Raw genomic sequence first — 21,699 nt, forward strand, 5'->3', positions numbered from 1 at the left:
CGGCCCCAGGTCATGGTCACCATCGACTACCGCGACCTCCTCGAACGCCTCCACCACGAAACCAACATCAACACTGACACCGACGCCAAGACGGGTCCGTTCGGGACCGGCGACGCCACCGGACACAGCCCCGGAGTGGGCCCGCTCGGGTTCACCGGCACCGGAGCCAGCGGACGCGGCACCGGCGCGGGGGCCGGCCGCCGCGGCGGCGACGGCCCCGGAGCGGGACCGCTCGGGTTTGCCGGCACCGGGACCCTGGCCTTCACCGGACCCGTCACCGCCGCGACCATCCGCAAGATCGCCTGCGACGCGGACATCATCCCCGTCCTGCTCGGATCCCGGGGCCGGATCCTGGACGTCGGCCGCACCAGCCGGATCTTCCCGCCCCACATCCGCAAAGCCATCACCGCCCGCGACCAGGGCTGCGCCTTCCCCGGCTGCACCATCCCGGCACCCTGGTGCGAAGCCCACCACATCACCTACTGGTCCACAGGCGGCAGCACGTCCACCAACAACGGAACACTCCTCTGCTCCCACCATCACCACCTGACCCACAAAGAACAATGGACCATCCAGATCCGCGCCGGAATCCCCTGGTTCATCCCGCCACCCCACCTCGACCCACGCCAAACACCCCGAAGAAACCACTACTTCAGATGCTGAACAACGAAGCCGGTCGACCGGAATCCGAACGGTCACGCGCCGGGGGAGTCCAGCAGGACCGCCGGGACCGGTCGTGACCGCAGCGAGGGCGGTCATGGGGCCTGGGCTCCGAGACCGAACACCCGAGACCGAACACCCGAGACGGAAGACCGACAGTCGAAGACGTGCGGCCGGAGGCTGTGGATCGAATGTTGGCCGGCGCAGGCGGCGCGGGCCGACGGAGGAACTGCACAGCAGAGGCGATAGTGACGGGATGACAAACCAGCAACAGCTCTGGGACGACGAGGCCGCGAGGAAGTACGACACGCCTGGAGAGGGAATGTTCGCGCCCGCGGTACTCGGCCCCACGGTAGAGGTGCTGTCGAAGCTCGCGGGCGACGGACCGGCCATCGAATTTGCCATTGGCACGGGCCGGGTCGCGATTCCCCTTTCAGAAGCAGGGGTTCGAGTCAGCGGTATCGAACTGTCCCACGCGATGATCTCCCGCTTGCGTGAGAAGGCCAGCGAACGCCATATTCCCGTCGTTCAGGGCGACATGACCGAGGCAGTGGCGGGTGAGAACTTCTCGCTTGCATTCCTGGTGTTCAACACCATCGCCAACCTCTTGACGCAGGACGAGCAGGTGCGCTGCTTCCAGAACGCTGCGCGCCATCTTGCACCTGGCGGGCGCTTTGTCATAGAGCTCTGGGTGCCACAACTCCGTTCACTGCCGCCCGGCCAGGGTGGGACGGTTGAAGTGAGCAAGCCCGGGTATCTCCTGGTTGACACGTATGACGTGCTGCACCAGCACGTCATTTCGCACCATGTGCGCTTCGGGCCGGAACTGTCGGATGGGCGGGAATCGCGGATCGGACGGACGCCGCACCGATACATCTGGCCCAGCGAGCTGGATCTCATGGCCCGGCTAGCCGGCTTCGAGTTGGAATCCAGGTGGGCGGACTGGGACGGCAGCGAATTCACCGGAGAATCCCGCAGCCACGTGTCGGTGTACCGGCTTACTTCACCCTGAAGGACCGCTCAACCGGCTTTGAAGGGGAGCGGGGTGCCGGGCGGGAACGGGACAGCGCCCTGTTCCGGCGTCATCGTGAACCATTCGCCGTTCTGCTCGGTAAGGAAGAACAGTTGCCGCGCGCCGGTGTCGAGCGGATCGCCGTCGGGATAGGACTTTCCGCAAGTCACCGGCATGGACGCGATACGGACCGGGTCCGCACCAATTCCGCCCTTGAGTACCTGCTCCACTTCTACCGTGTGAACGTTCGCCTGGTATCCGTAGCTCCGGACCTCACCGTCCCCCTTGACCGGCTTGCCGACCAGAACCGCACTGGCGTGTTCGACGCGCTGTTGCATCGTCTCGAAACGGACCCAGTCGACGCAGACATCCGTGCGGGTGACCGGCACGAGCCAGCAACCGCAGAGCAGCACTCCCGAGAGAACGCCGATGATCGCTGTCCCCGCCAGTCTCCGCATGCTCAGACTGTAGCTTCGGTCAACCGCGTGGTCCATGGAAAACCACCGTCGGGAACACAGCCGGCGGAGACCGCTGCCGGCAATGCGGGCCCACGGAGAGCGCGAAAAGCAGCCGCCGCAGACTCGCGCGCGACGGACCGCCGCCGGCCGCTCCACACCGGCGCGTCAGCGGAATAGCGCGAAAACCCGCAACGGCTCAGGACTAAAGTCGGCGCCTTCGGTGAAACCCAGGGCCTCGTAAAAGGCTCGCTGGCCCGGCTTGTTGTCGGTGAGGAGGACCGTCTGCCGGACGTGCCCGTACCGTGCCTGCACGGCTTCCAGCAGCGTCCGTCCCACACCGGTCCCTTGGAGCGCCGGGTCCACGAGGATGTCCTGCAAGTAACAGATGCTCGCATCGTCGGAGACGGCCCGGGCAAGGCCAACAAGTTCCCCTCCGGCACTGCGAGCCGTGACCACAAAAGAAGAATTCCGGATGGCCCGTACGAGCAGTCCCGGGTCCCGGGTGTAGGCGGCCCACCCGACGGATTCGTACAGCGCCAGTGCCTCGGCGTCGGACACGTCGGCGCTGGCGGAGATTGAGAACTGAGGCATCGCATCAGTGTGGCATGCTGAGCTTCGTGCACCCCCGGAATCCAACCGCTGCCCCCTCGCGAGTCCTCTTCTACGGCGTCACAGGAAGCGGGAAGTCCTCCGCCGCCCGTGCCTATGCGGCGAGAACGGGGCTCCCGGAATTCTCTGCCGACGACGATATCGGCTGGCTTCCGGGCTGGCGGCAGCCGGACACCGCCGTGCAGCGGGAGCTCGCGGCGCGCATCGCCGGCCAGGATCAGTGGGTCCTCGACAGTGCCTATGGAGTGTGGCGTGACCTTGTTGTGCCGCGCGCGGAGCTGATCGTAGGACTGGACTATCCGCGCTGGCTTTCGCTGCTTCGGCTGCTCCGCCGCTCGCTTCGCCGGGTCATCGCCCGGGAAGAGGTCTGCAACGGAAACCGGGAAACTTTCGGCCGCCTCCTCGCGCCCGACTCGATCATCGGCTGGCATTTCCGCTCGTTCAGTCGCAAGCGACGGGTCATGCGGGAGATGCAGGCCGCACCCGGCACCTCGAAGGTCCTCATTTTCCGTCACCCCCGCGAACTCGAGGCGTGGCTCCAAGGGCTCCCGAAAGCAGGCCCGCGCCCTGCCGGGTAGTGTGGCAGCCCCTTCCCGCGGGGCCAGGCCTGCGTCAGCGGACCGGCTCGCCCTGGGCGTTGACCGGGAAGTCCGCTATCACGCGATTCGTCGTCGTATCGATGATGACCACGGAATGATCCGGCCACCCCGGGTCGGGCACGACCGTGTAGCTCACGTCCGTGAGTTTCGTCGGCCGGCCCGGTTCTGCCGCCTGTCCGGCACCCGCCAGACCGCCCGACACCAAACCGGCGGACGGCCCCCGGCGTCGTCAGTAACCCGCCGAAGGCCGCCCGCCACCCATTGCGGACGCTATTTCTTCCCGAACAGCCCGCCCAACAGGCCGCCGAGGCCTCCGTCGGTCTTCTGTGTGTCGCTCCGCGTGTCCTGCGGCACGTCCTCCTGCTGGCCCGGGAGGTCAATGTCGATCAGCTCACCCGGCTGCGGCTCACTGCCGGACGGCTGGTCCTGCGGGACAGCCTGCGGCTGGAGCTCAGGCTCGGCGGCATTGCCGGCGTCCGGGGCTACAGCCTCATTGGCCGTCCGCTGCTGCCCACCGCCAAGCATGCCCCCGAGGATGTCGCCCAGGCCGCCGCCGGCAGCGCCGCCGCCGAGAATTCCACCGAGGATGCCGCCTAGGTCAATGCCGCCGGCCCCGGCACCAGCCCCGGTCCCGCCGCCGGCCTGGCCGCGGCCGCCCAGGACCTTGTTCGCGAGGTATGACATGACGATCGGCGCGAGCAGGGGCAGGAGCTTGCGGACCAAGTCCCCGCCCATGCCGCCGAGCTGCGCGGTTCCCGCCAGCTGGTTGGCGACCTGGTCCTGCTGGCCGCCGAAGACATGGTTAACGATCTTTTCGCCGTCGGCAGTGTCCACCTGCGCCGCATCGACGCCGCCGTCGACCAGCCCGTCGCGGTGCTGGCCGAGCGCGGACTCCAGCGAGGCCGCGCCCTCCGGAGCCTGTGCGTTGTTATGCAGTCCGGCGAGGAGCGTGGGCACGGCGGCCTCCACCGCGGCCTGGGCGGTCTGCCGGTCAGTTCCGAGCATGCCGGCAATTTGGTCTACCGGGATCTGCCCGAGGATGTCCTGGAGCTCAGTCATGGCGTTCTCCTTCAGCCGCGGGCCGGGCCGCGGACATTGTTGGCGGCGCCGGCAGCGTTGCCGTGGCCGAACTGGTGCCCTTGCATCGTAGCCGGGGGCGGGGGAGGCGGAAAGGCGTCCGCCGGAGCCCCGGGTGCCGTCCAAGAGCCGGGGCGATAGCGGGTAATCTTAGAGAGTTCCGGAGCCGGCCCAACCCTCCGGAGGAGTCAATGGCAGGCAGCAAAAGGCGAGGTAGATGGTCCACATCTGGAACGATCCGTCCGAAGTCCCGGCGGACTTCGGCCCGTCCGTGGTCACGTTCGGGAACTTCGACGGCGTGCACCGCGGCCACCAGCAGGTGCTCTCGCAGCTCATCCGCACGGCCCGCCTGAACCATGCCCGCGCCGTCGCCATCACGTTTGACCCGCACCCGGCGCAGGTCCACCGCCCCGAATCCGCCCCCGAGCTGATCATGGGGCTGGAGGACAAGCTCGTCGCCCTCGGCGAGGTGGGCCTCGACGCCGTCCTGGTGATGAAGTACTCGCTCGAACTGGCCAGCCTCACGCCGGAAGAGTTCGTTTCCTCCGTGCTGGTCGATGCGCTCAAGGCCAGCCACGTGGTGATCGGCCACGACGCCCGCTTCGGCCGCGGCAACTCCGGCGACCTGGACACCATGAAGGAACTGGGGGAAAAGCTCGGCTTCGAGGTCCAGGTCATCAGCGAGTTCGGTTCCGAAGGCTACCCGCTGCACCACGGGCACGACGACGGCGACGACGACGGCGCGAGCGACCGCCGCTGTTCCTCGACCTGGGTCCGGGAAGCGCTGCGGGAGGGCGACGTCGCCACCGCCGCCGCGGTCCTGGGCCGGCCGCACCGGATGCGCGGCGAGGTGGTCCACGGGGCCGCCCGCGGCCGCGACCTCGGTTTCCCCACGGCCAACCTCTCCTCCGATGCCAGCGGCTACATCCCCGCGGACGGCATTTACGCCGGCTGGCTCGTGGACCAGGCCGGCACGCGCTGGCCCGCCGCGATTTCCGTGGGCTCCAACCCGACCTTCGACGGCGTCAGCCGGCAGGTCGAGGCGCACGTGATCGACCGCCCGGAAGAGGCCGTCGAGGACTTCGATCTGTACGGCCAGACAGTGGTGGTCGAGTTCGTGGCCCGTTTGCGCGGCATGGTCGCGTACCGTGGCCCTGAGGCGCTGGTCGAGCAGATGCGGCTGGACGTCGTGCAGGCGCACGACATCCTTTTCGCCGGCTAGCGCGCCCCGTTTGGCAAGGAAGGCAAGACGTGACGATTGAGAAGAACACGCGGGAGCTGGACAAGGACATCGTCCGCGACTTCAGCGCCCGGATGAGCTACGCCTCGTACCTGCAGTTGCCGACGCTGCTCAGTGCCCAGCAGCCGGTCAGCGAGCCGGAGCACCACGACGAGATGCTGTTCATCATCCAGCACCAGACCACGGAACTGTGGCTCAAGCTCGTGCTGCACGAACTCCGTAGCGCCGCCGCCTGGCTGCGCGCGGACGACCTCGGCTCGGCGCTCAAGGCGATCGCCCGGGTCAAGCACATCCAGAAAACCCTGACCGAGCAGTGGTCCGTGCTGGCCACGCTCACGCCGACCGAGTACTCCCAGTTCCGCGGCTTCCTCGGCAACTCGTCCGGGTTCCAGTCCAGCCAGTACCGGGCGGTGGAATTCCTGCTCGGCAACAAGAACCGCAAAATGCTGCCCGTGTTCGAATCAGACCCCGAAGCCCACGGGATGCTCCAGGAACTCCTCGAAGCCCCGAGCATCTACGACGACTTCCTCGCCTACCTCAAGCGCCAGGGCTTCGACGTGCCGGCCTCGGTGCTCAACCGGGATGTCAGCCAGGCCCACGAGTTCTGCCCCGAGCTGGTCCCGGTGTTCAAGTACATCTACGAAAACGCGGCCAGTAACTGGGGCGCCTACGAAGCCTGCGAGGAACTCGTAGACCTGGAGGACAACTTCCAGCTCTGGCGCTTCCGGCACCTGCGGACCGTGCAGCGCACCATCGGGATGAAGGCCGGCACCGGCGGATCCAGCGGCGCCGCGTTCCTGCAAAAAGCCCTCGAACTGACCTTCTTCCCGGAGCTGTTCGCAGTCCGCACGGAGATCGGCCAGTGAGCGCCGAACCCGCCGCCCAGTTGGGCGCCGATGGTCTGTGGCAGCGCGCGCTCGACCTCGACGCCGCAGATCCCCTCGCCTCCTACCGCGACCACTTCGTCGGCACGGACACGGAGCTGTCCTACCTCGACGGCAACTCACTGGGCCGTCCGCTCAAACGGACCGTCACGGACATCAGCAGCTTCATCCAGGACAGCTGGGGCGGGCGCCTGATCCGCGGCTGGGACGAGGAATGGCTGGAGCTCCCGCAGGCCATCGGAGACCAGCTTGGCCGCGCCGTGCTCGGCGCCGCCGCGGGGCAGACCATCATCGCGGATTCCACCACGGTGGTGCTCTACAAGCTGATCCGCGCCGCGCTGGCCGCCGTCACCGACCCCAGCCGCACCGAAATCGTGCTGGACACGGACAACTTCCCGACCGACCGCTACCTCGTCGAAGGCATCGCCCGCGAAGAGGGGCTCACCCTGCGCTGGATCGAGGCGGACCCTGCCTCCGGCGTGACCGTGGAGCAGGTGCGCGCCGCCACCGGCCCGGCCACCGCCGTCGTGGTCCTGAGCCAGATCGCCTACCGCTCCGGATTCCTCGCGGACCTGCCGGGCATCACTGCCGCCGTGCACGACGCCGGCGCGCTGGTGGTGTGGGACCTGTGCCACTCCGCCGGTTCGGTGGAGATCGGCCTGGACGCCGCGGACGTGGACTTCGCCGCGGGCTGCACCTACAAATACCTGAACGGGGGACCGGGCTCGCCCGCGTTCGCCTACGTCAATGCCCGGCACCTGCCCGGCCTGCAGCAACCGATCTGGGGCTGGATGGGGCGCAAGGACGCCTTCGAAATGGGGCCCGGCTATGAGGCCGCTGCCGGCATCCGGGGTTTCCTCAGCGGTACCCCGGCCGTCTTCGGCATGCTCGCCATGCGCGGCACGCTGGACCTGCTCGAGGAAGTCGGCATGGCCGCCGTGCGGGAGAAATCCCGGCTGCTGACCGCGTTCGCCGTCGAACTCCACGACGCCTGGCTCGAACCGGCCGGGGTGCGGCTGGCAACTCCGCGGGACCCGGAGCTGCGCGGCAGCCACATCACAGTGGACCACCCGGCCTTCCGGGAGATGACGGCGGCGCTGTGGGAGCAGGACGTGATCCCGGACTTCCGTGCGCCGCAGGGCATCCGGATCGGCCTGTCGCCGCTGAGCACCTCGTTCGCCGAGCTGTACCGGGGCGTCGCGGCGATCCGCGGGCTGCTGGCAGACTCCGAGTAACAGTGGACGCCGTGCGGACTGTTTAGACAACTTCGACGGCGTGCCAGTAAACTAAACGTTGGATCCGGCTGCAGTCCGTGGCGGCTGGCTCTTGTTGTGCTGTGGAGGCCCTCCCAAGGGGCAGGGATTTCCGGCGCGGCACCCCCGGCAGTGAATTACTGATTCGGGCCTCACGGCACATCTCTAGGAGTTAACGTGGCACTTGAAGCCGCTGTAAAGCAGTCCATCATGAAGGATTTCGCAACGTCCGAGGGCGACACCGGTTCGCCGGAGGTCCAGGTTGCAGTCCTGACCCAGCGGATCAAGGATCTGACGGAGCACATGAAGGAGCACAAGCACGATTACCACACCCAGCGCGGTCTGCTGGCCATGGTTGGTCGTCGCAAGCGCATGCTCACCTACCTCAAGAACACTGACATCAACCGCTACCGTGCGCTCATCGAGCGCCTCGGCCTGCGCCGCTAGTCAGCTCTAAGGGGCGGCCCTTTCCATCGGAAGGGGCCGCCTTCTTCAAAAAAACTCAACAGGAGGATCAACCGCATCACGCATTCGCGGTCCTCGGTAGTGATCTCCGGGAACGGCTTCAAGGACTGAAGCCTTGGCCCGGGGGTCTCGATCGATGACCGGGTGCAGTGCAGTCCAGTAGACAGATGCTGGACTGGGTTGATGCGGCTGGACTCCGTAAATCAAGAAACGGAGGTGACTCTCTTGGAGGGTCCCGAAATCCAGTTCTCAGAAGCCGTCATTGACAATGGCCGCTTCGGCAAGCGGGTTATCCGCTTTGAAACCGGCCGTCTTGCCAAGCAGGCAGCCGGCGCAGCAATGGTCTACATCGATGAAGAGACCGCGCTGCTGTCCGCAACCACCGCCGGCAAGCACCCGCGTGAAGGTTTTGACTTCTTCCCGCTGACCGTCGACGTCGAAGAGCGCATGTACGCCGCGGGCCGCATCCCGGGCTCGTTCTTCCGCCGCGAAGGCCGTCCCTCGACGGAAGCCATCCTGGCCTGCCGCCTGATGGACCGCCCGCTGCGCCCCGCGTTCGTGAAGGGCCTCCGCAACGAGGTCCAGATCGTCGTCACCGTGCTGTCCATCAACCCGGACGAGCTGTACGACGTCGTCGCGATCAACGCGTCCTCGATGTCCACCCAGCTCTCCGGCCTGCCCTTCTCCGGCCCGATCGGCGGCGTCCGCGTTGCCCTCGTCGCCGACGAGCACGGCTCGCAGTGGGTTGCCTTCCCGAAGCACTCGCAGCTTGAGAACGCCGTCTTCAACATGGTTGTTGCCGGCCGCATCGCTGGCGACGACGTCGCCATCATGATGGTTGAAGCCGAAGCCACGGACAACTCCTGGAACCTGATCAAGGAACAGGGCGCCACCGCCCCGACCGAAGAGGTTGTTTCCGAGGGCCTCGAGGCCGCCAAGCCGTTCATCAAGGCCCTCTGCGAAGCGCAGTCCGACCTGGCAGCCCGCGCCGCCAAGCCGACCGTCGAGTTCCCGGTCTTCCTGGACTACCAGGACGACGTGTACGCCGCTGTGGAGTCCGCTGCCGCCGAGAAGCTGGCCGCTGTCTTCCAGATCGCCGACAAGCAGGAGCGCGACACCGCCTCCGACGAGCTCAAGGACGAGGTCACCTCTTCCTTGGCCGGCCAGTTCGAAGGCCGCGAGAAGGAACTGTCCGCAGCCTTCCGCTCCGTCACCAAGCAGGTCGTGCGCCAGCGCATCCTGAAGGACCAGATCCGCATCGACGGCCGCGGCCTGACGGACATCCGCCAGCTCACCGCCGAGGTCGAGGTCCTGCCCCGCGTCCACGGCTCGGCCATCTTCGAACGCGGCGAGACCCAGATCATGGGTGTCACCACGCTGAACATGCTCAAGATGGAACAGCAGATCGACTCGCTGTCTCCCGTGACGCGCAAGCGCTACATGCACAACTACAACTTCCCGCCGTACTCCACCGGCGAGACCGGCCGCGTCGGTTCGCCGAAGCGCCGCGAAATCGGCCACGGCGCCCTCGCAGAGCGCGCCATCATGCCGGTGCTTCCGTCCCGCGAGGAATTCCCCTACGCCATCCGCCAGGTGTCTGAGGCCCTCAGCTCCAACGGTTCGACGTCGATGGGTTCCGTCTGCGCCTCCACACTGTCCCTGTTCAACGCAGGTGTGCCGCTGAAGGCTGCCGTTGCCGGTATCGCCATGGGCCTGGTTTCCGACCAGGTTGACGGCCAGACCCGCTACGCCGCGCTGACCGACATCCTCGGCGCCGAAGATGCCTTCGGCGACATGGACTTCAAGGTTGCCGGTACCTCCGAGTTCGTCACGGCCATCCAGCTGGACACCAAGCTCGATGGCATCCCGGCCTCGGTCCTGGCCGCCGCCCTGAAGCAGGCCCGCGAAGCCCGCCTGCACATCCTGGACGTGCTGAACTCCGCGATCGACACCCCGGACGAGCTCTCCGAGTTCGCGCCGCGCGTCATCGCGGTCAAGATCCCGGTAGACAAGATCGGCGAGGTCATCGGCCCGAAGGGCAAGATGATCAACCAGATCCAGGAAGACACCGGAGCCGACATCTCGATCGAGGACGACGGAACTGTCTACATTGGCGCCACGAACGGCCCGTCTGCCGACGCAGCACGGTCCGCGATCAACGCCATCGCCAACCCGCAGGTCCCGGAAATCGGCGAGCGATACCTGGGCACGGTCGTCAAGACCACGACCTTCGGCGCCTTCGTTTCCCTGACCCCGGGCAAGGACGGTCTGCTGCACATCTCCGAGCTGCGCAAGATCGCCGGCGGCAAGCGCGTGGACAACGTCGAGGACGTAGTTTCCGTAGGCCAGAAGATCCAGGTGGAAATCACCAAGATCGACGACCGCGGAAAGCTCTCCCTCTCGCCCGTCGTGGCCGATGAGGAAGGGTCAGCGGACGCTGCCAACGCTGAGGTCTCGGAGGAGTCCGCAGAGTAGTATTTCCCGACTCGCACAGCGGGGCCGGTGGATTCGTCCACCGGCCCCGCTGCCGTTAAAGGCAGGTAGGATTGCAGGCAGATTTGGCACGTTTCCCGTGACGGTTTTATTGAAAGGCCTTAATGACTGTCGTCCCCCTGCCGCTTGAGCAGAACCAGCACGCTGACACCCTCATCCACGGAGCCGACGGCGGCTCGCAGGTGCGTCGCTCGGTGCTGCCCGGCGGTGTCCGGGTGCTGACCGAGGCGATGCCGGGGCAGCGCTCCGCAACCATCGGTTTCTGGGTCGGCGTCGGCTCGCGAGATGAGGCCCCCGGGCAGCACGGCTCCACCCACTTCCTGGAGCACCTGCTGTTCAAGGGCACCAAGCGGCGCACCGCGCTGGAAATCGCCTCCGCCTTCGACGAGGTGGGCGGGGAATCGAACGCCGCCACCGCCAAGGAGAGCACCTGCTACTTCGCCCGGGTGCTGGACACGGACCTTCCGATGGCCATCGACGTCATCGCGGACATGATCACCGGCGCCGTGTTGGACCCGCAGGAGATGGAGCAGGAGCGCGACGTCATCCTTGAGGAAATCGCCATGGACAGCGACGACCCCACCGACGTCGCGCACGAACACTTCGTTGCCGCCGTGCTGGGCACGCACCCGCTCGGCCGCCCGATCGGCGGCACCCCGGATGCGATCCGCGCCGTCGCCCGCGACTCGGTCTGGGACCACTACCGCCGCTATTACCGTCCGGACGAGCTTGTCATCACCGCCGCCGGGGGACTGGACCACGACGTCGTCTGCGAACTCGTGGTGGACGCTTTGCACTCCGCCGGCTGGGAACTCGAACACGACGCCGCCCCCGTGCAGCGCCGCTCCACCGATCGCGCCTCGATCACCGGCACCGCGGGCCTGCACGTGGTCAAGCGCCCGGTGGAACAGGCCAACATCATCATGGGCTGCCCGTCCCTGGTCGCCACCGATGAGCGACGCTTCGTAATGAGCGTGCTCAATGCCGTCCTGGGCGGCGGCATGTCGTCCCGGCTGTTCCAGGAGGTCCGCGAGAAGCGCGGCCTGGTGTACTCGACCTACTCCTTCGCCTCCTCCTACGCCGACGCCGGCTACTTCGGCATGTACGCCGGCTGCACGCCGTCGAAGGTCCGGCAGGTCTTGGAGCTCCTCGGCGCCGAACTGGACAAACTGGCCGAGGGCGGCATTTCCGAAGAGGAACTGCGCAAGGCCGTCGGCCAGCTCAGCGGCGGCATCGTCCTGGCCTTGGAGGACACCGGTTCGCGGATGTCCCGGCTGGGCCGCGCCGAACTGGTCTCCGGCGAATACCAGGACATCGACGAGACGCTGCGCCAGATCAAGGCCGTCACCGCGGCCGAGGTCCAGGAGCTGGCGCGCGAACTCGCCGCCGCCCCGCGCACCGTCACAGTGGTCGGTCCGTTCGAAGAATCCGAGACCTTCGGCCTCTGACCCGGACCCTCCCTCAGCTCCGGAGGGGTAACTGCCGGACCCTCCCTAAGCTCCGGAGGGGTAACTGCCGGACCCCCTCAGGTCAGGCGGCGACGGGAGCGGGCTCGGGGACGCGGCGGCACACCGTGGTCATGAAAGGGCTGAACTCGCTCGCGCTCCCTAGCCTTAGCCCGGCGGCGTGAGTTAGCTGGCCGTCCTCGACCCGCAGGGTGTGCCGGGCGGTGCCGCGGTCGCTGCGCCGTTCGATGGTCAGGGTGCCGTCGTGCCAGCTGGCCCGGGCGGGCGCCTCCGGGGGCAGGCCCATGCTGTTGACGTGGTACCAGAGCGTGTCGGGATGGTCTGGGTCCATGGTGAAAACCCCGACGCCCTCGGTCTTGACGCCGTCGGCGTCGGTGTGGCGGTAGCTCATGGTCACAGCCAGGCCGGCTGCGGCGCGGGCGAAAACGACCTCGGCCGCGGCGGTCCGGGCCGGACCCCAAGCCGTGGCTTCCCACTGGGTGGTGCCGTTCCATTGCCCCAGAAATGACTCAAGGGCCTCGTGTGCGCTGCCTGGCAGCGGTCGATCCATGCTTCCTCCGACTGGGATTCCTTCCGACTGGCCCCGCCACCATCATCACGCCGAGTCCCGCGGCTGTAAAGGATCGGACCCGGTTGGGATCTGAGGGAGGGTCGGATATTCCCGCTCCTGGTCTGACGGAGGGTGGGGTGTTTCCGCGCCCGTCTGCGGGAGGGTCGCAGACGCACGTGGGCGGGAAAGTTGCCGTTTCGTTACCGGGGCTGCCCCGAAGCCCATTGACACGGTGTGAGCCGCATCATAGGTTTGCCGTAATCTGAATCACCTTTCAGGTTTAGCTGCTTCCTCCTGTCGGATCTCCTGCTGAGATTCCGCGGATTCTCAATGAAAGGCATCCCGTGAAGGATACAAAGAAGTTCCTGATGGCCGCCGTGATGGCCACGGGGCTCGCCCTCAGCGCCTGCGCGCCCACCGCCGGGTCGGCCGCGCCGGCGGGCTCCGGCGGGGCCGGCAAAGCCGCCGAGCCCGTCAACGTCGGCATCATCTACTCCAAGACCGGACCGCTCGCGGCCTACGGCGCGACCTACTACGAGGGCCTCCAGGCCGGCATCGACTACGCGACCGGCGGCACCGGCGAAATCAACGGCGCCAAGATCAACTTCACGTACGCCGACGACGGCGGCGACCCGGACAAGGCTGTCACCGCCGCCAAGGACCTGATCGGCAAGGGCTACAAAGTCATCGGCGGCACGGCTTCTTCCGGCATCGCGCTGAAGCTCGCCGAGCAGGCCCAGCAGAACAAGGTGCTGTACATCTCCGGCCCAGCCGCGACCGACGCGATCCAGGGCATCAACAAGTACACCTTCCGCTCGGGCCGGCAGAGCCTGCAGGACGTCGCCACCGCGGGCACCTTCATCGACATCAAGGGCAAGAAGGTGATGGTGTTCGCGCAGGACAACGCCTTCGGCCAGGGCAACGTCGCCGCGGTCAAGGCCGTCCTCGGTGCCAAGGGCGCCACGGTGGAATCCATCCTTGTGGCGGAGGGCCAGGAGCTCACCCCGTTCGCCCGCCAGCTCATCGACGCCAAGCCGGACATGGTCTTCGTGGCCTGGGCCGGGGCAACGACCGGCAGCATGTGGCAGGCGCTGAGCCAGCAGGGCGTCTTCGACACCGCGCCCGTCGTGACCGGACTCGGTGACGCGGCCAGCTTCGGCGCCTATGGCCCGGCAAGCTCCAAGATCAGTTTCCTCAACCACTACTTCCCCGGTGTCGCCGGCAACGAGGTGGAAAAGAAGATGATCGCCGCCGTCGAGAAGGCCGGCCACAAGGCCGACCTCTTCACGCCGGACGGCTTCGTCGCCGGCCAGCTGATCGTCCAGGCCATCAAGGAGGGCGGCTCCGATCCCGACGCCATGGTCAAGGCCCTTGAAGGCTTCAGCTTCGACGGCCCCAAGGGCAAGGAAACCGTCCGCCCCTCGGACCACGCCCTGATCCAGGACATGTACCAGGCCAAGCTCGTCCAGAAGGGCGGCACCTGGGCTCCCGAGCTCGTCAAGGTGGTTCCCGGCGACACCGTCGCGCCGCCGGAAAAGAAGTAGCCGCCCGGCGCGTTGGCGCCAGGCACCCTTCCCCGGACCAGACCGCGAGAAACGAAGGACCAGTATGAAGACCCCAGCCCTGCCCGCCCTTGCGGTGGACGGCCTAGGCTTGCAGATCGGCGGTGCACGCATCCTCCAGGATGTGGGCTTCGCCGTCGGCGCCGGCGAAATGATCGGCGTGATCGGCCCCAACGGGGCCGGCAAGACCACCTTGTTCAACCTGATTTCCGGCGTGCTGCGGCCCACCGCGGGCAGCATCATGCTGAACGGCAGGGAGATCACGGCCGCGCCGATCCACCGCCGGTCCCGGGCAGGGCTGGGACGGACCTTCCAGACCTCCAACCTGTTTCCCAGGCTCAGCGTGCTGGAGAATGTCCGGCTCGCCGCCCAGGCGAAGCTCGGCGGCAGCTTCAGCATCCTGCGCTTCCCGTCCGCTTCGGACGAGGCCACCAGGATCGCCCGCGGCACCATCGACGAGGTGGGGCTCACCAGCAAACTCACGACGCCGGCGGGGGACCTCTCGCACGGCGAAAAGCGCAAGGTCGAAATCGCCGTGCTGCTGGCGACGGATCCCGCCGTCGTCCTGCTCGACGAACCGATGGCCGGGGTGGCGTCGGGGGACGTCCCGTCCCTCACCCAGATCATCCGGGGAATGCACCGGGACCGCGGCTGCACCGTGATGATGGTGGAGCACCACATGGACGTCGTCCTGGGCCTGGTGGACCGGGTCGCGGTGATGCACCACGGCAGCCTGCTGGCCCTGGACAGCCCGGACGCCGTCATGGCCGACCCCACCGTGCAAAGCGCCTACCTCGGAGAACCCGTATGAGCACCGCAGCGGACAACCGCGCCACCGAAGCCCGTCCCATCCTGAGGGTCGAGTCCCTGTTCGCCTCGATCGCCGGCCAGCAGGTCGTGGAGGACGTGTCCTTCACCGTCCCAGCCACCGGGATCACGGCCCTGCTGGGCCGCAACGGCGTCGGGAAGACCAGCACCATCAAGGCCATCATCGGCCTGATCGACCGCACCGGCACCGTGGAACTCGACGGGGAGCGGATTGAGAAGGAAGCCACCTTCAAGATCATCCGCAGCGGCGTGGGCTACGTCCCCGAGGACCGCGAAGTCTTCTCCAAGCTCACCGTCGCGGAGAACCTCCGGCTCGCCGAACGTGACGCCGCGCCCCGGCGGCAGCTGGTCGAGGAACTCTTCCCGGACCTGCTGGCGCGCGCCGGGCAGATGGCCGGTACGCTCTCCGGCGGGCAACAGCAGATGGTCTCGCTGGCGCGTGCCCTGCTGAACACCAATAAGATCCTGCTGGTCGACGAACCCACCAAGGGCCTCGCGCCCAAGATCGTCGGCGAGGTGGCGGAGACCCTGGCCGAGGCAGCCAGGACCGTCCCGATCCTGCTCGTCGAGCAAAACCTCCAAGTGGTCCGGCAACTGGCCGAGGGCGCCGTCGTGCTCTCCGGCGGACGCGTGGTCCACACCGGCCGGGCCCTCGACTTCCTCGACGACGCGGGGCTGATCCAGCGTCACCTGGGCGTGTCCACGGACCCGGCCGCTGCCGGGAATCCCGCGATGGAACCCGCCGGGAAACCCGCTATGGAACCCGCCGGCAAACCCGCCGCGGAACCAGCCGAGAAAGGCGCTGCCCTGTGAGCACCCTCGTCCTGCTGCTGTTCACCGGCCTCGGTCTGGGTGCCCTGTACTTCCTCGTGGCCGCCGGGCTGTCCCTGATCTACGGACTGATGGGCGTGCTCAACTTCGCGCACGGCGCCTTCCTGACCCTGGGCGCCTTCACCGGCTGGGAAATCGCCCGCCGCACCGGCTCCGACAACTGGGGGACGTTCCTGCTGTCCCTCGTGATCGGGGCCGCCGCCGGCGCCGCCTTTGCCGCGTTCACCGAGTTCGTCCTGATCCGCAGGCTCTACCAGCGCCACATTGAGCAGGTGCTCGTCACGGTGGGCCTCTCGCTCGCCGCGGTGGCGCTCTTCGACGGCATCTGGGGCACCGACCCGGTATTCATCAAGGGGCCGGCCTGGTTCAAGGACACCACCGAAATCCTCGGCGCCAGGATCCCCAACGACCGCTTCATCTGCATCATTGCCGCGCTTCTGGTGCTGCTTGCCCTGGTGTTCTTCCTGAAAAAGACCCGCTACGGCATGATCATCCGCGCCGGCGTGGAAAACCGGTCCATGGTCACCGCCCTGGGGATCGACGTCCGCAAGGCCTTCACCCTCGTCTTCACCATCGGCGGGGCGGCGGCCGGCCTCGGCGGGGTCCTCGCCTCGCACTACTTCGGCTACGTTTCGCCCATGCTCGGCGGCTCGCTGCTGATCTTCGCTTTCATCGTCACGGTGATCGGCGGGCTCGGCTCGCTGACCGGGGCGGCCATCGCCGCCGTCGCCGTCGCCGTCCTGCAGCAGTTCGCGAACTTCTACCTCGGCGGCACCGGCGACTTCGTCGTCGTGCTCGCCCTGGCGCTCGTGCTGCTGTTCCGTCCCACCGGCCTGCTCGGGAGAACCTCATGACCACCCACACGGACACTTCCAGCACCGACGGCACCAACATCGACGGCACCAACACACGACAGCCGGTGGCCGACGGCGGCGCCGCCCGCCGGAGCCGGAAGGCCGACGCGCAGCCGGGCCCCGGCACGGCTCCCGACGGCGCGCGCCCCGGCCCGGCGGGCCGCAGGCTCGCGGCGTGGGCCGCGGGCGGCGCCGGAGTGCTGCTCCTGGTCCTGCTTCCGCTGCTGAACATCTCGCTGCCCGGCGTGCTGCCCGGCCCCAGCTACACGCCCGGGTCCCTGCAACTGCTGGCCATGTGCATGCTGATGGCCGCCGCCGCCCTGACCTACCACCTGCTGCTGGGTGTGGCCGGGCTGCTGTCCTTCGGGCACGCCCTCTACTTCGGCGCCGGCGTCTACGGGCTCGCGATCATCCTGCAGAACTTCGATATCCCGCTGCTGCCGGCGATGGGGTTGACCCTGCTGATCGTGATCGTGCTGGCCCACGTGGTGGGCAGCATCAGCCTGCGCGTCAGCGGCATCCCCTTCGCCATGGTCACGCTGGCCTTCGCGCAGGCCGGGTCGGTGATCGTGGGCCGCAACCCCGAGGGCAGGACCGGCGGCGACGAGGGGCTGACGCTGCGCACGGACAACCTGCCCGATTTCCTGGTGGGCGTGGTCAACACCCGCAACCTGTACTGGCTGGCCCTGGCCGTGCTTGTCGCGGTCTTCGTCATCGTCACCTGGGTGCAGTCTTCCCGGGCCGGCCACGCCGCGGCCGCCGTGCGCGAGAACGAACTCCGGGTCCGCGTCCTGGGCCTGCAGCCCTACCTCGTGAAGCTGCTGATTTTCGTGGTCTCCGCCGTGCTGGTCTGCGTCATCGGCATGGTCTTCCTGTTGCTGCAGAGCGGCGCCGTGCCCCGGGCGGTGTCCGCGGACTTCACCGTCACGTTGCTGGTGATGGTGGTCCTGGGTGGCGTGGGCTCGCGCTGGGGCGCCGTGGTTGGCGGCGTCTTCTACACCATCCTCGACCAGCGCCTTACGACGCTGGCGAACTCCGAGGCGGTGAAGTCGCTTCCGGATGTTCTGCGTGTACCGTTGTCCGAACCGTTGTTCATCCTCGGCACCCTCTTCGTCCTGGTGGTGCTCTTCCTGCCGGGCGGCCTCACCGGAGCCGCCGAGCGGCTGGCGCAGCGCCGCAACCGGCGCGGCCAGCGTGGTGGTGGCGGCGGCACTTCGACGTCGCGCGAAATCCTGGAGGAAGCCGCATGAGCAACCCAACCGGTCCGAACCAGGCCGACGGCCTGCACACCCTGGGCCGCTGGACCACCGACCGCAGCCTTTCCACCCCGCACCGGGTCGCCATCGACGACCGCGGCTGCACCCTGCTCTACAGCGAGCTGGAACGCCGGGCCTCTGCCCTGGCTGGCGGGTTCCGTGCCGCCGGTTACGGGATCGGGGACCGGATCGCGAGCCTCACCGGCAACAGCTCGGACCACGTGGTGGCCTTCTTCGCCTGTGCCAAGGCCGGGCTGGTCCTGGTCCCGCTGTCCTGGCGGCTCTCGCCCCGGGAACTCGCGGCGCAGCTCGAACTCGCGGAGCCTCAGCTGCTGCTGGTGGAAGGCGAGCTCGACTCGCTCGCCGCCGCGGCGTGCGCAATGCTGCCGCACCGGCCGCGGACCGCTGCCCTGGGCCCCGGCGGCGTCGAAAGGGCCGTCCCGCCGCCTTCGCGCGTGCGGCCGGCGGCCTCGACCGACCCCCGCGCGCCCCGCCGGGACGTGCGCGACGACGATGCCCTGCTGATGATTTTCACCTCCGGTACCGAGGGGGCCAGCAAGGCCGCCGTCCTGACCCACGCCAACTGTTTCTGGAACAACCTCTCGCTCTCGCGGACCCTGGACATGGGCAGCAACGACGTGGTGCTGGCCGTGCTCCCGCAGTTCCACGTGGGCGGCTGGAACATCCAGCCGCTGCTGGCCTGGTGGGTCGGCGCCACCGTGGTGCTGGAACGCGGGTTCGATCCGGGCCGGGTGCTGCAGCTCATCGCCGAGCGGGGCGTGACCATGCTGATGGGTGTCCCCACCCAGTACCTGATGCTGGCCGAACACCCGGACTTTGCGCACGCGGAACTGGGCAGCCTGCGCCACGCCGTGGTGGGCGGGGCGCCGATGCCGGCGCCGCTGCTGCGGATCTGGCACCGCCGGGGGGTGGCCTTGAGCCAGGGCTACGGCCTGACCGAGGCCTCGCCCAACGTCCTGTGCCTGCCGAACGACGACGCCGAACGGATGGTGGGCTACTCCGGCAAGCCGTATCCGCACGTCGCCGTCGCCGTGGCAGACCCGGTCACCGGAGAAATCCTCGACGGCGCCGCCAGCGGCGAGCTGCTGGTGGGAGGCCCGGGCGTGTTCGCCGGCTACTTCCGCGACCCCGCCGCCACGGCAGCCGTGCTCGCCGGCGGCTGGCTGCGCACCGGCGACCTGGTGGAGCGCGACGCCGAGGGGTACATCAAAGTCGTGGACCGGCTCAAGGACATCTACATCTCCGGCGGCGAGAACGTGGCCCCGGCCGAGGTCGAGGCAGCCCTGCTGGCCCACCCGGCGGTGGCGCAGGCCGCCGTCGTCGGGGTGGAGGACGCGCGCTGGGGTGAAAGCGGCATGGGCTTCGTGGTGGTCCGTCCCGGCATGGCCACCGACGAGCAGGAGCTGCTGGAACACTGCGCCTCCCAGCTGGCCCGCTTCAAGGTCCCGGCGCGGATCGAGCTGGTCGCCGCGCTGCCACGCACCGCACTGAACAAGGTGCTCCGCGCCAGGCTGCGCCAGGAACTGGCCGGGAGAACTCCGGCGGAGCGCCTTCCTGCCGGCCGCGGCTCCGCGGCAGGGGGACGGGCATGAGCGCCGCGCCGCGCACCGCCCGCGGCACCCGCACCCGGGCCAAGCTGCTCGAGGCCGCGGAGTCGGTCTTCGCCTCGGTGGGCTACCACGAAGCCTCGATCGTCAAGATCACGGAGGCGGCCGGCGTCGGCCTCGGCACGTTCTACCTGTACTTTGACGGCAAACAGGCCATCTTCGACGAAGTGGTCGAGGACCTGAACCGGCGCGTCCGGCACGCCATGACCGACGCGGCCAAGAGCGCAGGCACCCGGCTCGAGGCGGAACGGGCCGGCTTCCGGGCCTTCTTCCGCTTCACCGCGCAGCACCCCGCCCTGTACCGGATCATCCGGCAGGCCGAGTTCGTCTCGCCCGGCGCGCTGCGGCTCCACTACACCCGGATCGTCAACGGCTACATCGAGGGCCTGAAAGCGGCCCAGCTCAGCGGCGAGGTCCGGGAGATGGACCCCACCGTCGCGGCCTGGGCCCTGATGGGCATCGGCGAGCTGATCGGCATGCGCTGGGTCCTCTGGGACGAGGAAGGCGCCGAACCCGCCGCCGGCGCCCGGCCCGACGTGCCCGAAGAAGTCTTCGAGGAAATGATGCAGTTCATCGAACGGGCCCTTGCGCCCTCGCCCGGTTCCGCCCCAGGAACGGCCGCGAACCCCACACCGCCCCAGGAAGGGACAGCCCCATGACCCAGACAGCCAGCAAGGACACGTACCGCACCGCCGAAGTGGAGGTCCGCGGCGGCACGTTGCACACCGCCATCTGGGGCCCGGACGAGCCCGACGCCCCGACCATCCTCGCCGTCCACGGGGTCACCGCCTCGCACAAGGCCTGGCCGTACCTGGCCGAGGCGCTGCCGGACGTCCGGATCATCGCTCCGGACCTGCGCGGCCGCGGCCGCAGCAATGCCCTGCCCGCACCGTACGGGATGCCCTCGCACGCCGAGGACCTCGCTGCCGTGCTGGCGGCGTTGGCTCCGGAGCCGGTCGTCGTGGTGGGGCATTCGATGGGCGGCTTCGCGTCGGTCGTCCTTGCGAACCTGTTCCCGGAGCGCGTCCGCTCGCTCGTGCTGGTGGACGGAGGCCTGCCGCTGCAGGTCCCGGAGGGGATCTCCGACGAGCAGCTCATCTCCTCGGTGCTCGGCCCGGCTGCCGAGCGCCTCAACGCCACGTTCCCGAGCCGCGAGGTGTACCGCTCCTTCTGGCGGCAGCACCCGGCGTTCAGCGCCGGCTGGGGACCGCTCGTGGAAGCCTACGTGGACTACGACCTCACCGGCGAGGAGCCGGAACTGCGGCCCTCCACGCGCTATCAGGCGATGGCCGAAGATACCGCGGAACTGCACCGGGGCGCCTCACTGCTCAAAGCGCTGGACGAACTCGCCGTGGACACCGTGGTCCTCCGGGCGCCGCGCGGGCTGCTCAACGAGCCGGCCGCCCTCTATGCGCCCGGGTACCTGGACGAGTGGGCCGCGAAGCTGCCGTCCCTGCGGGTCCGGGAGGTGCCGGACGTGAACCACTACACGATCGTGATGGGCGAGACCGGTGCCGCGGCCGTGGCGGAAAGCGTGCGGGAGGCCCTGGCCGGCAGTTGAGGGAGCCTGTAGACGGGGCCTAGCCGCCGTCGTCGCCGGAGTGCCTGACGGCGGCGGATCAGGGCGCGGACTCGATAATCCGGGTCGCTGGGGCTCCCTGCAGGGCAGGGGCCGCGGCGGGCGAATTCCAGACGGTTGCCTGAAGCTTCGCCAGTAGGGCTTCGGCCTGGGCACGTTGCTCGAAATCGAGCTCGACTACCACATAGTTCGGGTCATCCACCGGACGGCTGATGCGGGGTGCGGTGACTCCCGACGCCGCGCGGTTGACCGGGTCACGGTCGAACGCTTCCTTCCACAGCTCGTAGTCCTTGATCTTGTGCTCAATCTGCAGGGTGAACATCACGAGCCCTCCTTATGTCTCTTCTCTGGCTGCGGGATGTTCAACGGTAGGCGCGGCGGGGCGGCGCGCGGTA

The 21,699-nt window shown here is 68.3% G+C and carries 23 protein-coding genes; 17 read left to right on the forward strand and 6 right to left on the reverse strand.

Annotation, left to right across the window (positions count from 1 at the left end; all coding sequences use genetic code 11):
- Both HNO80_RS17975 and HNO80_RS12615 read left to right on the forward strand, forming a co-directional pair.
- The coding region (locus HNO80_RS17975) for an HNH endonuclease signature motif containing protein (protein WP_249777328.1) at positions 1 to 663 on the forward strand (663 nt) is incomplete at its 5' end.
- 253 nt (positions 664 to 916) lie between these two features.
- Complete coding sequence (locus HNO80_RS12615) at positions 917 to 1,672, forward strand: class I SAM-dependent methyltransferase (protein ID WP_175323200.1); 756 nt, start codon at positions 917 to 919, stop codon at positions 1,670 to 1,672.
- An 8-nt stretch (positions 1,673 to 1,680) separates the two neighbouring features.
- Here the strand turns inward: HNO80_RS12615 and HNO80_RS12620 are convergent, their stop codons facing one another.
- Together HNO80_RS12620 and HNO80_RS12625 are read right to left on the reverse strand one after the other, a co-directional pair.
- On the reverse strand, positions 1,681 to 2,130 hold the full coding sequence (locus HNO80_RS12620; RefSeq protein WP_175323201.1) for a hypothetical protein: 450 nt from the start codon (positions 2,128 to 2,130) through the stop codon (positions 1,681 to 1,683).
- 165 nt (positions 2,131 to 2,295) lie between these two features.
- A complete protein-coding gene (locus HNO80_RS12625) occupies positions 2,296 to 2,721 on the reverse strand; it encodes a GNAT family N-acetyltransferase (protein WP_175323202.1) in 426 nt (141 codons plus the stop codon).
- 14 nt (positions 2,722 to 2,735) lie between these two features.
- On the opposite strand from HNO80_RS12625, the gene HNO80_RS12630 reads away from it, so the two are divergent.
- Complete coding sequence (locus tag HNO80_RS12630) at positions 2,736 to 3,317, forward strand: P-loop NTPase family protein (RefSeq protein WP_175323203.1); 582 nt, start codon at positions 2,736 to 2,738, stop codon at positions 3,315 to 3,317.
- 34 nt (positions 3,318 to 3,351) lie between these two features.
- Here the strand turns inward: HNO80_RS12630 and HNO80_RS18100 are convergent, their stop codons facing one another.
- On the reverse strand, positions 3,352 to 3,474 hold the full coding sequence (locus HNO80_RS18100) for a hypothetical protein (protein WP_283810498.1): 123 nt from the start codon (positions 3,472 to 3,474) through the stop codon (positions 3,352 to 3,354).
- 134 nt (positions 3,475 to 3,608) lie between these two features.
- Entirely contained in the window at positions 3,609 to 4,397 is a 789-nt protein-coding gene (locus tag HNO80_RS12635; RefSeq protein WP_175323204.1) for a DUF937 domain-containing protein, read from the reverse strand.
- 235 nt (positions 4,398 to 4,632) lie between these two features.
- On the opposite strand from HNO80_RS12635, the gene HNO80_RS12640 reads away from it, so the two are divergent.
- From HNO80_RS12640 to HNO80_RS12665, 6 genes are all read left to right on the forward strand, one after another.
- Complete coding sequence (locus HNO80_RS12640) at positions 4,633 to 5,637, forward strand: bifunctional riboflavin kinase/FAD synthetase (RefSeq protein WP_175323205.1); 1,005 nt, start codon at positions 4,633 to 4,635, stop codon at positions 5,635 to 5,637.
- A 29-nt stretch (positions 5,638 to 5,666) separates the two neighbouring features.
- The gene (gene kynA, locus HNO80_RS12645; RefSeq protein ID WP_175323206.1) at positions 5,667 to 6,521 is read left to right on the forward strand and encodes a tryptophan 2,3-dioxygenase; all 855 of its coding nucleotides are present in this window, start codon (positions 5,667 to 5,669) and stop codon (positions 6,519 to 6,521) included.
- Positions 6,518 to 7,774, forward strand: a complete 1,257-nt coding sequence (kynU, locus tag HNO80_RS12650; protein WP_175323207.1) for a kynureninase — start codon at positions 6,518 to 6,520, stop codon at positions 7,772 to 7,774. The genes kynA and kynU overlap by 4 nt, the downstream gene beginning before the upstream one ends.
- 195 nt (positions 7,775 to 7,969) lie before the next feature.
- Positions 7,970 to 8,239 carry a 30S ribosomal protein S15 gene (gene rpsO, locus HNO80_RS12655; RefSeq protein WP_138769772.1) on the forward strand — a complete coding sequence of 90 codons (270 nt, stop codon included), beginning with the start codon at positions 7,970 to 7,972 and terminating at the stop codon, positions 8,237 to 8,239.
- A gap of 243 nt (positions 8,240 to 8,482) precedes the next feature.
- Positions 8,483 to 10,732 carry a polyribonucleotide nucleotidyltransferase gene (locus HNO80_RS12660; protein ID WP_175323283.1) on the forward strand — a complete coding sequence of 750 codons (2,250 nt, stop codon included), beginning with the start codon at positions 8,483 to 8,485 and terminating at the stop codon, positions 10,730 to 10,732.
- A 122-nt stretch (positions 10,733 to 10,854) separates the two neighbouring features.
- The gene (locus HNO80_RS12665) at positions 10,855 to 12,198 is read left to right on the forward strand and encodes a M16 family metallopeptidase (RefSeq protein ID WP_175323208.1); all 1,344 of its coding nucleotides are present in this window, start codon (positions 10,855 to 10,857) and stop codon (positions 12,196 to 12,198) included.
- 82 nt (positions 12,199 to 12,280) lie between these two features.
- Here the strand turns inward: HNO80_RS12665 and HNO80_RS12670 are convergent, their stop codons facing one another.
- A complete protein-coding gene (locus tag HNO80_RS12670; RefSeq protein ID WP_175323209.1) occupies positions 12,281 to 12,766 on the reverse strand; it encodes a DUF1579 family protein in 486 nt (161 codons plus the stop codon).
- A 344-nt stretch (positions 12,767 to 13,110) separates the two neighbouring features.
- Here HNO80_RS12670 and HNO80_RS12675 point away from each other — a divergent pair, with 344 nt between their 5' ends.
- The 8 genes from HNO80_RS12675 to HNO80_RS12710 all read left to right on the forward strand — a co-directional run bounded on the left by HNO80_RS12675 (position 13,111) and on the right by HNO80_RS12710 (position 21,286).
- The gene (locus HNO80_RS12675; RefSeq protein ID WP_175323210.1) at positions 13,111 to 14,310 is read left to right on the forward strand and encodes a substrate-binding domain-containing protein; all 1,200 of its coding nucleotides are present in this window, start codon (positions 13,111 to 13,113) and stop codon (positions 14,308 to 14,310) included.
- Between the two features lie 64 nt (positions 14,311 to 14,374).
- On the forward strand, positions 14,375 to 15,139 hold the full coding sequence (locus tag HNO80_RS12680) for an ABC transporter ATP-binding protein (RefSeq protein WP_175323211.1): 765 nt from the start codon (positions 14,375 to 14,377) through the stop codon (positions 15,137 to 15,139).
- Positions 15,136 to 15,969, forward strand: a complete 834-nt coding sequence (locus tag HNO80_RS12685) for an ABC transporter ATP-binding protein (RefSeq protein WP_175323212.1) — start codon at positions 15,136 to 15,138, stop codon at positions 15,967 to 15,969. The genes HNO80_RS12680 and HNO80_RS12685 overlap by 4 nt, the downstream gene beginning before the upstream one ends.
- Entirely contained in the window at positions 15,966 to 16,841 is an 876-nt protein-coding gene (locus HNO80_RS12690) for a branched-chain amino acid ABC transporter permease (protein ID WP_175323213.1), read from the forward strand. Before HNO80_RS12685 ends, HNO80_RS12690 begins: the two co-directional genes overlap by 4 nt.
- Positions 16,838 to 18,091, forward strand: coding sequence for a branched-chain amino acid ABC transporter permease (locus tag HNO80_RS12695; RefSeq protein WP_249777329.1), 1,254 nt, complete (start codon positions 16,838 to 16,840; stop codon positions 18,089 to 18,091). The genes HNO80_RS12690 and HNO80_RS12695 overlap by 4 nt, the downstream gene beginning before the upstream one ends.
- Positions 18,088 to 19,710, forward strand: coding sequence for a class I adenylate-forming enzyme family protein (locus tag HNO80_RS12700; protein ID WP_175323214.1), 1,623 nt, complete (start codon positions 18,088 to 18,090; stop codon positions 19,708 to 19,710). The genes HNO80_RS12695 and HNO80_RS12700 overlap by 4 nt, the downstream gene beginning before the upstream one ends.
- The gene (locus HNO80_RS12705) at positions 19,707 to 20,384 is read left to right on the forward strand and encodes a TetR/AcrR family transcriptional regulator (RefSeq protein WP_175323215.1); all 678 of its coding nucleotides are present in this window, start codon (positions 19,707 to 19,709) and stop codon (positions 20,382 to 20,384) included. The genes HNO80_RS12700 and HNO80_RS12705 overlap by 4 nt, the downstream gene beginning before the upstream one ends.
- A complete protein-coding gene (locus tag HNO80_RS12710) occupies positions 20,381 to 21,286 on the forward strand; it encodes an alpha/beta hydrolase (protein WP_175323216.1) in 906 nt (301 codons plus the stop codon). The genes HNO80_RS12705 and HNO80_RS12710 overlap by 4 nt, the downstream gene beginning before the upstream one ends.
- 58 nt (positions 21,287 to 21,344) lie before the next feature.
- On the opposite strand, the gene HNO80_RS12715 is transcribed toward HNO80_RS12710, so the two are convergent.
- Positions 21,345 to 21,626: a hypothetical protein gene (locus tag HNO80_RS12715; RefSeq protein ID WP_175323285.1), complete on the reverse strand. Its 282-nt coding sequence runs from the start codon at positions 21,624 to 21,626 to the stop codon at positions 21,345 to 21,347.
- Positions 21,627 to 21,699: the final 73 nt, after the last annotated feature.

It is taken from the genome of Arthrobacter sp. C9C5 (assembly GCF_013359735.1).
In the GTDB taxonomy this organism is placed as follows: domain Bacteria; phylum Actinomycetota; class Actinomycetes; order Actinomycetales; family Micrococcaceae; genus Arthrobacter.